General features: G+C 32.2%; 8 protein-coding genes and 2 pseudogenes. 2 read left to right on the forward strand and 8 right to left on the reverse strand.

All coding sequences use genetic code 11. The features are described 5' to 3' along the window. Positions 1-217: 217 nt before the first annotated feature. The 8 genes and pseudogenes from EAG11_RS07870 to EAG11_RS07900 form a co-directional block, all read right to left on the reverse strand. A complete protein-coding gene (locus tag EAG11_RS07870) occupies positions 218-1,573 on the reverse strand; it encodes a glycoside hydrolase family 28 protein (protein WP_129538700.1) in 1,356 nt (451 codons plus the stop codon). Positions 1,574-1,878: 305 nt separating this feature from the next. After that, the gene (locus EAG11_RS22150; protein WP_371414639.1) at positions 1,879-2,784 is read right to left on the reverse strand and encodes a pectinesterase family protein; all 906 of its coding nucleotides are present in this window, start codon (positions 2,782-2,784) and stop codon (positions 1,879-1,881) included. Beyond that, positions 2,757-3,889 (reverse strand): annotated as a pseudogene (gene pelA / locus EAG11_RS22155) (pectate lyase). The gene EAG11_RS22150 and the pseudogene pelA overlap by 28 nt, the downstream one beginning before the upstream one ends. Before the next feature lie 265 nt (positions 3,890-4,154). Beyond that, complete coding sequence (locus EAG11_RS07880) at positions 4,155-5,378, reverse strand: glycoside hydrolase family 105 protein (RefSeq protein WP_129538701.1); 1,224 nt, start codon at positions 5,376-5,378, stop codon at positions 4,155-4,157. Between the two features lie 62 nt (positions 5,379-5,440). Continuing rightward, positions 5,441-6,409 (reverse strand): DUF4861 family protein, encoded by a 969-nt coding sequence (locus EAG11_RS07885; RefSeq protein WP_129538702.1) that lies wholly within the window; start codon positions 6,407-6,409, stop codon positions 5,441-5,443. An 11-nt stretch (positions 6,410-6,420) separates the two neighbouring features. Next, positions 6,421-7,359, reverse strand: coding sequence for an alpha/beta hydrolase (locus tag EAG11_RS07890; RefSeq protein WP_129538703.1), 939 nt, complete (start codon positions 7,357-7,359; stop codon positions 6,421-6,423). A 143-nt stretch (positions 7,360-7,502) separates the two neighbouring features. Then, on the reverse strand, positions 7,503-9,158 hold the full coding sequence (locus tag EAG11_RS07895; RefSeq protein ID WP_129538704.1) for a RagB/SusD family nutrient uptake outer membrane protein: 1,656 nt from the start codon (positions 9,156-9,158) through the stop codon (positions 7,503-7,505). An 11-nt stretch (positions 9,159-9,169) separates the two neighbouring features. Continuing rightward, on the reverse strand, positions 9,170-12,265 hold the full coding sequence (locus EAG11_RS07900) for a TonB-dependent receptor (RefSeq protein WP_129538705.1): 3,096 nt from the start codon (positions 12,263-12,265) through the stop codon (positions 9,170-9,172). Between the two features lie 682 nt (positions 12,266-12,947). Here EAG11_RS07900 and EAG11_RS07905 point away from each other — a divergent pair. Both EAG11_RS07905 and EAG11_RS07910 read left to right on the forward strand, forming a co-directional pair. Continuing rightward, positions 12,948-13,478, forward strand: a complete 531-nt coding sequence (locus EAG11_RS07905) for a helix-turn-helix domain-containing protein (RefSeq protein ID WP_129538344.1) — start codon at positions 12,948-12,950, stop codon at positions 13,476-13,478. Next, positions 13,472-14,311: pseudogene (locus EAG11_RS07910) on the forward strand (IS3 family transposase); the annotation flags it as partial. The gene EAG11_RS07905 and the pseudogene EAG11_RS07910, both read left to right, overlap by 7 nt.

A 14,311-nucleotide genomic window follows, 5' to 3' on the forward strand; every position in this document is an offset into this window, starting at 1 on the left:
TACATCTTTATTCTTTATTCTTTTTTCTTATTTCTTATTTCTTATTTCTTATTTCTTATTTCTTATTTTACAATCGCTATGTCGTCCTGAGGTGGAGCCGAAGGACAGTCTCAGTACTCAATTTCTTAAAACCTTAGCTCCTCAGTACCTTTTAAAACCTCTGCTACTTTGAACCTTTGAGTCTTTGAACCTTTGAGTCTTTGAACCTTGAAAAAAACTAATGCTTCGAAACTGCTGTAGGCACTGTTGCTTTTTCTCCAATATAAACCTCATTTATAGTAACATTTTCGGTATTGCTATTAGAAATTGCATTCTTAGCTGATTTGATTTCGATATTATTCAATGAAATATTTCTAACTTTTTTCTCTGGAAATCCCTGAATAACAATTCCTGTTCCTGTCGCTTTATTACATGAGATATTTGAGAATGAAATATTTGATATTTCTGATGGAAAACCTTTTCCTTCTCCATGATAATTAGCTGTAATATAAAGGCAATCTTCAACTTCGTCTAGCTTAATATTTTTAACAAAAACATCTTTTATATAACCGCCTCTATCGGCATTTGTTTTTAAATAAATCCCTCTTTTTAAGTAACCTACTGTTTTACAATTCTCAACATAAATATTTTTAATTCCTGCCGACATTTCGCTTCCTAAAACTATTCCATGAAGTCCTTTAAAATTGCAATCTCTAATCACAATGTTTTCACTTGGCGTAGCGCTATTTGCTCTTCCTTCGTGATCTCTTCCTGCTTTAATTGCAATATTATCATCGCCATTGTTAAATGTAATTCGTTCTATTAAAACATCTTTTGCGTACTCTGGATCGATTCCGTCGTTGTTATGATTTAATGATTTATAGGTTAAATCTCTAACGGTTATACTTTCTGATTTTAATAAATGTAAACACCAAAAAGGGGAATTTTCGATTCTAATTTTCTCTACTAAAATGTTTTTACAATTAAAAAACTGAATCATTTGCGGTCTCAAAAAATATCCATCTCCAAATTTTCGTTCTTTTAATGGTACATTATTATGATTCATTTTACGACTTAAATTTTTCCCTGCTCCTTCTTTTGCTTTAAAACTTTTCCATATTTTCCCTCCCTCTCCATCTATTGTTCCTTCGCCTGTTATAACAATATTTGTACAATTATATGCATACACTAGCGGACTGTAATTATATAACATGGTTCCTTCCCAACTTGTAAGTACCATTGGCAGATAATGATTGGGATTATCACTAAATTTTATTTTAGCATCTTTTTCTATTACTAATTTTACATTGCTCACAAAATGGATTGGTCCGTTGAGTTTGTAAATACCCTTAGGAACTCGTATTGTTCCTCCATTATTTTTCTTGCACATTGCCATTGCTTTTTCAAAAGCGGGTTTGCTATCGCTTATCGAATCTCCTTTAGCACCAAGCGTAACAACATTTATTTGATATGAAGGAATTACTGGTAACTTGATTCTGCTCACAATTGAATCAACTTTGTTTGTTGGATAATCAATTGTTTGTGCAAAACTATTTAATGATAGTAATAGAACTAAAAGAAAGCTGTATTTCATTTTTTAGACTTCTTAGATTGTTAGATTTTAGATTTCTTAGATTGAGCAAACCTATATTATGTAGACGCACTACGGTACGTCTCTACAGAAAACCTTTGTCGCTCTGTACCTCTGTTACTTTATTTCCCCAATCTTGTCACCTTGAGCGGAGTCGAAGGACATACGGGGCTTCGACTCCGCTCAGCCTGACATGGGATTACTTTATGGGTAAACCTACATTATGTAGACGCACTGCGGTACATCTCTACAGAAAACCTTTGTCTCTCTGCACCTTTGTTACTTTGAACCTTTAAAAAGCCTCTTTGCTACTTTGTCTCTTTGCCTCTTTGAGCCTCGAATCCTAAGACATTCTCACTCGTATATTTTTTAGCTTGCTTTTTACTTAATTGATGTGCCCATAAAACTCTTTTCTCTGGTTTGTATCCTTCGCCACTGCAATTATACTCGGCATAAAAAGCTGTTTTTTCTGCTTCTGGTTTTGACCAATTTTCCCAGCCTTGTGGCAAAATATGACTTCCCATTTTGCATTCTATGAAAACCGTTTTAGCATAAATGCGCCATGGCCTTCCTAAATATACCTGTGTTGCATTTTTATCTGCTGTAAGAGTACAGTTTTTAAAAACAAATCCGAATTCCTTACCTTCAGGCGTGGATGCTGCTGTTATATAAGAATTCTTGATACTGTGAATCTGACAATTTTCAAATAGAACTGTTGCTTTTCCAAAAATAAAATCCGTTGTTCCTTCTATATAACAATCTTTAAAGTATTGTCTTGAATTATTTCCCGATGCGTATAATGTATCTTGATTCCCTAAAATATTACAATTAAATACATATGCTCTGTCTCCCATAATCGATAATGCTACTGCTTGACCAATGTCGCCAGAAGAATTTTGAATTGTTAAATTTGATGCCGAAAAATCATTTCCTTCTACTAGCATTGTATAAGTATAGAATGTACTGTTTCTGCCTAAATTCATTTTTCCAAAATAATCATCGTAGGTAATGATTGTCTTTTCTTTGCTTTCCCCTATTATAGAAATATTGTTATTGAATTCTGGGATTCTTATTTTCTCATAATAAGTTCCGTTTTTAATATGTATCGTTACTCTTTCATAAGGAAATGCTTTTGCGGCATTTATAGCGTCTTGAATAAGCTTAAAATCTCCTGATCCATCTTGGGCTACGGTAATTGTATTTTTGTCTTCAATCTTTTTTTTTTCGCTTTTTCAAAAACGTATTTTTTTTCCCAATTTGGATATTTTTTCAAAACCTCTTTTGGTTCATCTGTATACCAAGCATAGCCGTTTTTACGTTCGGCTCCTATTTCATCTAGAGATTTCTTTTTGACTCCATCTCTATCACAAAAAAAGGTTCATTGTTCTCTAGCTCCATAAATCTTGCCCAAATTGGCAAAGCATTTTGAGTAACAATCATTTTTTTATCTATTACTTTTCCTGCATCATTTAGTATACGTTTTTCCTCAAGATTTGTGATTTTTGTCTTTTCAAACCATGCATAAGCACTTTTTACAGCTGTAATTACTTCTGGAGATGGATTATCGATAGTCATTAATAACAATACAATTTTTGCTGATTCTTTTCCGCTCAAAGAGGGTAATTCATATGCTCTTGCTTTGGCTGGAGCCAAGGTATTTTCATCATGTTGCGCACACCAAGCGGTTAATACGCCATTTTGTTTGTATTGTGTTTTTACAATGCAAATTATTCCTTTATCAAAAGCAACTTTGGCTTTTGATACATAATCTTGTGGAATAGGAATACCATAATAATCTGATGTTTCTGAGATTTGTTTTAATATCGTTAAGATATGAAACATCGAATCATCATTGTAGGTAATATGTGTATAATACCCTTTTTTTAAAGGATAAAATTGTGGCCAACCACCGTTGTCGAATTGTGCTTCTAACAAATAATCAAGACCAGAAAGAAAGGCTTTCTTATATCTTTCATCTGGTTTTTGCTTGTACATTTTTGCAAGAAAAAGCATTTCCTGATAAGTGGCTCCATTATCAGTTGTGATATCGTGCAAATTACTTTTTAGCGCAATTAAACGTTGTTTTTCTGAATCTGAAAGCATTTTTTGCATTTCGATATTCTTTGGCCATCCACCAATATTACGTTGATACAACAACACATTTTCGGCTATATTTTGTGCTTCGGGAGTGGCAAACCAAGAGGCATCGCTCTTGCGAATAATATCACTCCAGTTTTTATAATTATTTTGAGCCTGCAACATTACGCTACACCCCAATAATACAACTAGATTTAATGCTATGAATTTAATATATTTCATTTCTGTTTTTATATGCGAATTAAAACCTGATTTGCTACTTTGAGTTTTAACTCAATATCATTAAATCAAATTTATCGAACTATAATTTTTCTTGTAAAGACGCAAATACTCTAAATTTTCATTCTGACTCTTTGCGGCTTTGCGAGAGATTTATTCTACAAAGTCAAAAACACCAAGTCATTTTGGCTAAAGCCACATTCTTTATCTACTATCCTTTAACCTCCAGCTAAAGCAGGAGGCTATTCAGAACCTATTAGGATATGTATTATCTATTTAATTCTAATGCTGCCAAGATAAACGGACCTGTAGCTTTAGGATCATTATCTTTTTTTCTTTCGTTTATGTAATATTCATATGAACCATCACGATAGGGTTTTCCTCCTAATCCTGCAACTGCACATGCTTGAGTTATCGTAATTTCGCCATCAGAATCTACTTTTATCAATTGTTTAGTTAATCCATCAAAAGATTTATTAGCTAGGTCTTTATATTTTTTAGGCAAATATCCTTTGTTTGCTCCTTTTGCAAAAGCATAAGCAAACATTGATGATCCTGATGATTCTAAATAATTTCCTTTTTTATTGCCCATATCAGTAACTTGATACCAAAGTCCTGTTTTTTTATCTTGAAATTTCACTAAGGCTTCTGACAGTTGATTTAAATAAGTAACTAATTCTTTTTGTCTAGGATGATCTTTAGGAAAATAGTCTAAAACATCTACCAAAGCCATTGCGTACCAACCCAAAGATCGTGACCAAAAATTTGGAGATGTTCCTGTCTCTGAATTTGCCCATGGCATTTTTTTACTTTCATCCCAAGCATGAAAAAGTAATCCTGTTTTTTTATCTAAATCATTTTTCTGAATTAATTCAAATTGTTTCGCAATATCGTTAAGCTCAGCGCCTTTTTCAAACTGAGTTGTATATTGTGCATAAAATGGTTCTCCCATATATAATCCATCTAACCACATTTGGTCTGGATATATTTTTTTGTGCCAAAATCCCCCGCTTGCAGTTCTTGGTTGTTCTTTTATCTGCTTTCTTAATAACTCTAAAGCTTTTAAATATTTTTGATCTTTTGTTGTATCGTACAAATTAAACAACAATCGACCTGCTGTTACCATATCAATATTATAAGTTTCAAATTTATAGCTTTTAATACTACCATCTTCTTGTACCAAAGCATCTACATACTTTTTTATGTAATCATAATATTTAACGTCGCCTGTTTTTTTGTACAATTCTTCAAAAGATGTCAATACTAAACCATGAACATAATCCCATTTTGGTTCTTTTACATCATCTATCATATACGATTCTGGATGACGTTTCATGATTGACAAAGCCATTTTTTCTGACCATTTTAAGTCTTTAGAAATCACAACTGCCGTCTTTGAAGGCTCTTGTGAAATCGTTTTGCAACTCATTAATGTTATCACACAAACCAATACTATTGACCCAAAATAATTTCGTTTTATTGTATTTTTCATTTTAAAATATACTTTATGTTTTATTTATCCAACTTATCGTTGGAGATATTCAGAATCACTACTTACATTTTGCCTTTTTTATTCAATATTTCTAATCTTTCATCTAGATATTTTACAAATTCTTCTTTTGTTTTAATACCATCTTTTTCTTGCTCCCAAGCTCCTAACAAATAAAATGAATTAGCCTTTGTAGTTGGTTTAAAAATCAATAAATAATCTAAATCTGTATCGGCTATATTTTCTATTGTGCTTATTTCATAAAAAATTGCCATTCCCAATTTATCTGGTACTAATGACTGTGTACCATAAGTAGCAAGGTATGCCCACTTTTTATTTTTACTTTCTTTTTTAAGCAATTCTGCATTTTTCTGTTTTACTATCCCTGTACAAATTCCTTGAATTTCTTTTGAAGCCTTAATTGTATGCTGCGTATATAATTGATCTGGTTTAATGGTTAATACTGATGTAAAATCAATTTTGTCAGAAGCTGTTTTCCATCCAAAATAATTCACTTTTACATTTGATTCATTTAACTTATTCTCTACATAAGCTATAGTTGAATCAACTTCGTAAAAATGTAGTTTTTTACCATCTAAGTAACGGTCTATTGAACCTATTCCGATTCCTTTTCCAGCTTTTAAAATATCAGATCCCCAATCACTCATTTCGTGATAGGAATCAAAATTATCTTGACCTACTTGCGGTAAAATCATTTCTGATGTTTTCTTTCCAAAAATATCAATAGCATTTCTCCAATCTAAATATAAACGGTACCCTATTCTATTACTTTCCCATCCTGGTCCTTCGTAGCGAATATCAAATGAATGATCAGTATGCTCAGGAGCTAATTTTAGCTTATCTACATTTTTAAAAACAGTCCCGCCAATATACTTGCGTCCTTCCCATTTTCCGTCAGTTTTCACTGATATTTCGGCGTAGGTTTTGGCTGTTTTTATGTCGTATTTATTTTGTGCTTTACAACTCGTAAATCCTAATATTAATGCTGCTGATAATGTAATTACTGTTTTCATTTTATTCTAATTTATTTAAATATTGTAGCTAAAAATTCTGTTGTGTATTGTACTGTTTCTTCAAACCATGGATTAAAGAACCAAAATGAATGAGGTGAGTTTTGAATTGTTTTTACCTCATTATATATTTTATTCTGATTTAAAATGGCAATCATATCATCTCTTCCTGCATGAAATCTATTGAAACTACTATTGATAAATAGTATTGGCGGTGTGTTTTTATTGGCGTGTGTTAGTGCCGAAGCATTTTCCCAATTTTTAGGATTTTCTTCATAAGTACCATTTAACCAAAGTGCTGCCATTTCTCCTTCTTCAGATTCTGGATGTTTAAAAGCTAAAATTCCATCTATATCGATAATTGCATTTACTGCGGCCGTTGATTTACTTTTATTTAAAGTGTCTTCAAAAGTCGGATCATTGTTTGTTGTACCAATCAAAGCGGCCATTTGACCTCCTGAGGAGCATCCTAAAAGAACAATTTTGTTTGGATCTACATGCAATCTTTTTGCATTATCTTTTATAAATTTTATCGCATTTTTCACATCATAAATTGCCTGAGGATATTTTGCTTCAAGCGATAATCTGTATTCTATTGCAAAACAAGAATATCCTTTCAAGGCTATTTTTTGTCCTAAAACTTGCATTTGATTTTTATTTCCTGATTTCCAACCTCCGCCATGAATCATGACTACAGCTGGATTTAATTTTTGATTTTTATTAATAAAAGCATCCAAATGTAATGCTCTCGTTTTCTCTTTATCATAAACTAAATTATAAATGAGATTAATACTTTCATTCTCTTTTACCTGAGCAATTGTTATAAAAGGATATTTTTTAATTAATTTGGTATACGTGTTTTTTACTCTATACGATGTGTCGATACGATAGGGGGTTTGTGATTTAATCTCATTCATAAATAAAACGAAAACAAGTAAAAATATCTTTTTCATCACATGTGTTAATTCGTGTCGTGATTTAAATAAAATTAGAAGCTTGAAAGTTCATCAAGCTTCTAATCTAAGTCAAAAAAAACTAAAAATAATAAAATTGAATACGATAATCATTCGATTCAAAATACTCAACTTTTTATTACCTAATTATAAGCTGGATTTTGTGGATATGATTTATTCTGATTCAAATCCAAAGCTTCTTGTGGAATTGGTCTTAAAATTTTCTTTTCACCATTTGCTCCATCAAAATTACTTGCTTTAATATTGTAATTGTAAAGCGATGCTCTTTCTATTAATTTTCCTGTACGTTTCAAATCGAACCAACGTGTGTACTCTCCTAACATTTCTCTTGCTCTTTCGTCAAGAATATAGTCTATCGTAAATTGTGCTGCAGTTGCATTTGCCACTCCCGCTCTTCTTCTGACTTCATTAAGTCTGTCCAATCCTGTACTTGGATTTGTATGTAAATAAGCTTCAGCTGCAATTAAATATGTTTCTCCTAATCTAGAAATTACAAAGTCACGGGTACTTGTTCTAGGGGTTGTTGCACTTGTCGCAAATGGCGCTATCGGATCATCAAATTTGCGCACTGGTATCGTTTGATAATCACTGCTTAAACCTTTGGCTGCACCATAAGTTCCGTATAAGTGGATAGTGGTTTTAGGATTTGCTAGTTTATAAGTTGCTAACTCTGCGTCTGTCATCCATTTAGGTACATAAAAATGAGTTACAGCTAAACCTGTTTTATTAGCTACATCATAATAATCGTAATATCTGGTATAAGTTTGTGTCATAAAAGTTCCCTCCCAACGGGTATCTCCTTTTTCATATAATCCGATTGCATAATCTGTTGGCAATAAATTATAAGTTCGATAAGGTGCTTTACCTGATACTTCTGAACCTCCTAAATAAGAGCTGAAATAACTTGCCTGGCCATTACCTGTAATTTGAGTTCCTGGTAACCCTCCTGTAGTTTGTGCTGGTGAGGTATTTGAAGCTGCACTAAACTGAGCCGAAAAAATGGTTTCCTTGTTAATATCTGCAGCTAGCTTAGTTGGTAACCATAAAGCGGCGTAAGTAAGCGTTAGGGGCTCTCCAGCAATTGCATCATCTGCATATTTGGCCGCTGTTGCAAAATCGCCTGTGGCACCAAACTTTTCGTATGCTCTTGTTAAATATACTTTTGCTAATAAATCTTGTGATGCCCTTTTTGTTACTCGCCCTGTGTAAGCACCTGTTGGTAACAATGATAAAGACTCTTCGAGTTCTTTAATTATAAAAGTATATACTTCTTCAGCAGTATTTCTATTAAAAGAAACTACTGGGGATAAATGATATTCGGTATCCAAAGTTACACCTCCATAGGTCTGTACTAATAAAAAATAGGCATTTGCTCTTAGAAATTTTATTTCTCCAATACGAGAATTTAGAGTTGTCGTTTTCTCTGTTAATGCACTATAATAAATTGCGGTATTTGCTCTTTGAATTGCTTTATAACACTCTTTATAAAGATAATCTACATTTGGCGATGAAGACGTTAACTGCGTGTATTGGCTTACTCCTATTGGTTCAGTATTTCTTCCTTCGGCATATAAATCGGTACCAGCAACAAATAGCCATGGCTCTCCACCGTATATTTCTCTTAATTGAGAATAATTTGCATTGATTAGAGATTCAAAGCCAGATGCTTTAAGGTATTCTGTATTTTCGGCATAAGAAAGGTTTTCTTCTTCTATATAATCACTACAAGAACTAAGTGCTAATAATGCTATTGATAAGCTTACTATTATTTTTTTCATTTTGCTGTTTTTTAAAATTTAATACTCATACCAATTTGATAGGTAATTGATGATACACGACCAATCCCCAAACCTGCTCCTGCCCACTCTGGATCATATCCATCATAATGAGTAAATACAAATGGATTTAAAACATTTACATAAAAACGAAGGTATTTCATTTTGAATTTTTCGATCACGCTTTTGTTAAATGTGTATCCTAACGCTATATTTTTAATTTTAACAAATGATGCATCTCTATAATAACCAACTCCATTGGCGTTCCAATATGTACCTTCATTTTTTGCCATTGGATAATCGTTAGAAACCTGAGCAGGAAGACCAGCATCATTTGCAGGAATATACCAGTTGATATCTAATTTTTGACGACCTCTGTCGTCGGTATTTGTAAAGTTGGCGTGAAATGGGCTATATACATAAACTCCTTGACTTGTAATTAATGAAGCAGCCAAGTCAAAATTCCCAACTGTTAACTTAGATGTGATACTTCCTGTCCAGTTTGGATTAGAATGTCCTAAGATCTGCCTGTCAGCTGTAGTAATTTTTCCATCACCGTTCAAATCCTCCACTCTTGCTTGTCCTTCAGATTGACCATACAATGCAGCCTCAGCTTTCTGATCTGCTTGCCATATACCAATAAACTTATAATTGTAAATTGCATCAATAGATTGTCCGATAAACAAGTTGTTTCCAACATCGTCATTTTCTTTATCATAAATAGATACAATTTTGTTTTTATTTTTAGAAAAAACGAAAGTTGTTTCCCATTTTACAAAGTCTGTATTAATGTTTTTGGTTGTTAGCATAGCTTCGATTCCTTTATTACTTACAGAACCTATATTATTAGGATAGGTCTTAGCATAACCGTTTTCAGTTGCTGTTTTTTGTTGAAGTAATAAATCTGTTGAAAGTCTGTCATAAACATCTACACTACCAGTAATTCTATTGTTCAAAAATCCAAAATCCAATCCAACATTTAGCTCTCTCATTTTTTCCCATCCCAAATCTTTATTACTAGGCGAACCCTGTACAAAACCATTAGCAGATGTACCATTAAAATCGTAATAAGTTTGTTGCTCTAATTTATTAAGTGTTGAATAAGAAGCTACTTTATTATTTCCTGTGAAACCATAACTTACTCTGGCTTTTAAATCTGAAACTACTTTTTGATTTTTCATGAAGCCTTCTTCAATAACTCTCCATGCAAGAGCAGCCGATGGAAATGATCCCCATTTACGACCTTCGGCAAACTTTGATGATCCATCCCATCTGTCTGACAAAGTCAATAAATAACGATCTTTATAACTATAATTTATACGTACTGCATAAGATGACATGGTAAATTTATCATATGAAGAGCCTAAAAGAAAAGTAGATTGTTTTCCCGTTCCTAAATTATGATATCCTACATCAAAAGGCTGATCACTAGAACTAGCTGACATAGCATTATAGGTATTGGAATATAAACTTTGAAGTCCTAAAATTGTAAAAGCGTGATCATTATTTAATTTATAATTTATTGTAAACTGATTGTCCCATGTATAGTTGAACCTTTCTGTTTCTAGTAAGCTTGCCGATGGTAAATTTCTATTTGCAACTCCTGTATTTGTCAAAGCTCCCCATGCCTGTCCTTGTTTACTCTGGTTTAATCCCGCAGAATATGTCGATTTAAGACTCAGCCATGAAACTGGTTTATATTCTACAAATAAATTTCCTACACCGTTCCAATTTTTGATTTCATTGGTTGTGTTATCAATTTCCAACAATGGGTTGTAAGTACTTGTTTTATTAATTAAAAAAGCTCCTGCTGCATTTGTTGGCTTACCAGGAAGCGGAATTAAATTTCCATTTTCATCATACGGTTTGTAAAATGGACTTAATCTAAATGCTTCTTGCATAGCAAGTGCGCTACCTAGTTCTTGTTCGGTTCTTGCAATATTCAAATTTACTCCTACAGTAAATTTATCATTTATCTTATGGGTTAAACCAACTTTAAAATTGTATTTATCTAATGATTCATTTTGAATATTTCCAGTCTCATTTTGCAATCCTAATCCTATTGTATATGACAAACCTCCATCTGAACGTCCAGCAATAGATAAATAATTATTTTGTTGCAAACCTGGTTTTAATACTGCGTTGTACCAATTAAAAGTATCATTATTTGCAATTCTTGTAGCTAATAGTGGGTTTTCTGATCCAATTACTGTAGCGTTTAAAGTTGCTGCTGTAACTGTTCCAGTGATTGGGTCTTTCTTTGCTGTAGGTAAATATGCCGATTGATGGTATAGCCACCATTTTTGTCCATCCATCATTTCTGGTAATCTCGCAACTTCTTTTCCACCAATATAAGAATCAAAAGAAACTGTCATACTCGATTTTATATTACTCCCGCTTTTGGTGGTAACAATAACAACTCCATTTGTCCCTCTAGATCCATAAATAGCTGTAGATGAAGCGTCTTTTAATATATCTATCCTGGCAATATCCTGCGGATTCAGGAAATCAATTCCATCTGTAGGAACACCATCAACTATAAATAATGGAGCTGCATCACCACTCATTGTACTTTTTCCGCGAATTGCAATTGTAAATGGATCTCCAACACGACCTGTTGATGCACTGATCTGAACACCAGCTACGTTTCCTTGTATGGATTCCATAACACTTGTTGTGTTTCTCTCTGTCAAAGTTTTAGCATCCAATGTACCTACAGATCCTGTAAGATCTGATTTCTTAACAGTTCCATATCCTACTACTACAACCTCTTTTAGTGAATTTGTGTCTTCAATAAGACTTATATTAATTCTGTTTTTTCCTGCAACACTGACTTCTTGGGTTTGGAAACCCAGATAGCTAAATACTAAGGTAGCTTTACTATTTGTTACATTTATTTTAAAACTTCCTTCAAAATCTGTTGAGGCTCCATTTTTGGTCCCTTTTTCTAGAATATTCACTCCTGGCAGGGATAATCCAGCAGCATCAGTAACTTTTCCTTCTATTACAGTCGATTGAGCCGTCATTATATTACTCAACAGAAAATTCAGGAAAAATAAAAATACAAGATTGTATTTTATTTTTTTCTTTGATAATTGTTTAATGTTCATAGTTTGGTTTTAATGGTTTGGTTAATTGGCAATATCTCTTAATTCATAATTGACTTTACTTCTATTATTTATATTGATAGGTATTAATAAAACTTATGCTTTTAATATTCTTTAGTAAATAAACCTAATCTGCTTTTCATGTGATTAATCCCTCTTTTTCATTGATGGGTTTCAGAAATAGTACAACCTATTTCTTATATGAGTTAACCAACATTGCAGATCACATTAAAATGACAACCATTTAAGATGTTATAAACTTATTTACAACCATCTAAATCAATTATATTGTTTTAAAACAACAATCATGTAATCGATTACACGAAAGTATTAAATTAGTTTCAACGAGCCAAATTAATTTAAATAAAAAATGCATAATTGATTTATATATAAGAATAAAATTATAATAAGTATAAAAAAATAACAATTTATTACTATAATGATTCTTACAAAGTTTAAATAATAAATAAAAGTAATCGATTGTAACATGATTAATACCTTTATTAGGTGGTTATAAACTGAGAAATGAGAAATGAGAAATGAGAAATGAGAAATGAGAAATGAGAAATGTGAGATGTAAACTGTGAGATGTAAACCGTAAACTGAGACTGTGAAAAGTGAACAAAAAAAGAGGTGTACAAATAGACTGCCCCCAAAAAGTTAGACACTATTTGGGGGCATTTTTATGGAAAGAAAAGTCAAGTATGATTACGCATTCAAACTTGAATGTGTAAGGTTAGTTATCGAGAAAGGATACTCCAGTGAAGCGGTATCTAATGAAAAGAGTATTAGTGAGTCAAATATTCGTAGATGGGTTAGCTTTTACAGAGCATATGGAACAATCGGATTGTTACCACGGAAGAATCGTGTCTATTCCATTGATTTTAAACAAAAAGTATTACTATCAATAGATAAGGATTTATTATCACTAAGGGAAGCTCGTTTAAAATTTAACATTCCCTCAGACTCAATTATTATCAGATGGAAAAGAGATTTTGCTAACTTTGGTTTAGAGGGATTATCATCTAAACCTAAAGGAAGACCCAGATCTATGAATTTTAAGAGAAAACAGAGAAAAACAGACAAACCCTTAACTAGGGAAGAAGAACTTTTAAAGGAACTGGAGTATTTACGAGCTGAGAACGAAATTTTAAAAAAGTTCAACGCCTTAGTTCAAGCCGAACAAGCCAATCAAAACAAAAGGCTCAAACCATAATGGAACTAAGGCATAAATATGATTTAGACCTCTTGCTAAATTGTACGAACATGGTTAGAAGTACTTATTATTACTATGAAAAAAGAAGTCAAGTAATTGATAAATACAAAGATGTTAAAGATTTGATTAAACAGATTTACAATCATCATAAGGGTAGATTAGGTTACAGGCGTATTACTTTATTAATCAAGCAAAAAGGAATTTTAATTAATCACAAGACAGTGTTGCGATTGATGAAAATTTTAGGATTAAAAAGTTTAATCAGAATCAAGAAGTACAGATCATATAAAGGAGAACAAGGAAAGATAGCTCCTAATATATTGCAGCGCAATTTTAAGGCTGATAAACCCAATCAAAAATGGGCTACCGATGTAACTGAGTTTAATATCTCAGGTAATAAATTGTACTTATCACCTATAATTGATCTTTTCAATGGGGAAATAATAAGTTATGATTTATCTGAAAGACCAAATTTTAATCAAATCACCAATATGCTTAAAAAGTCTTTTCGAAGAATATCAAATGATACTAATTTAATATTACACTCCGATCAAGGCTGGCAGTATCAAATGAAGCGATATCATCAGCTTTTGAAGGAGAAAGGATTAGTGCAGAGTATGTCAAGAAAAGGAAACTGCTTAGACAATGCAGTTATAGAAAATTTCTTTGGCATATTAAAATCAGAACTATTTTATATTATGAAATTTAAAGACATAAATCATCTAAAAAAGGAAATTATAGAATATATAAAATATTACAATAATGAAAGAATCAAACTGAATTTAAAAGGAATGAGCCCGATACAATATCGAGCTCATCATTATCAAAATTAA

It is taken from the genome of Flavobacterium sp. 140616W15 (assembly GCF_003668995.1).
Taxonomy (GTDB): Bacteria; Bacteroidota; Bacteroidia; order Flavobacteriales; family Flavobacteriaceae; genus Flavobacterium.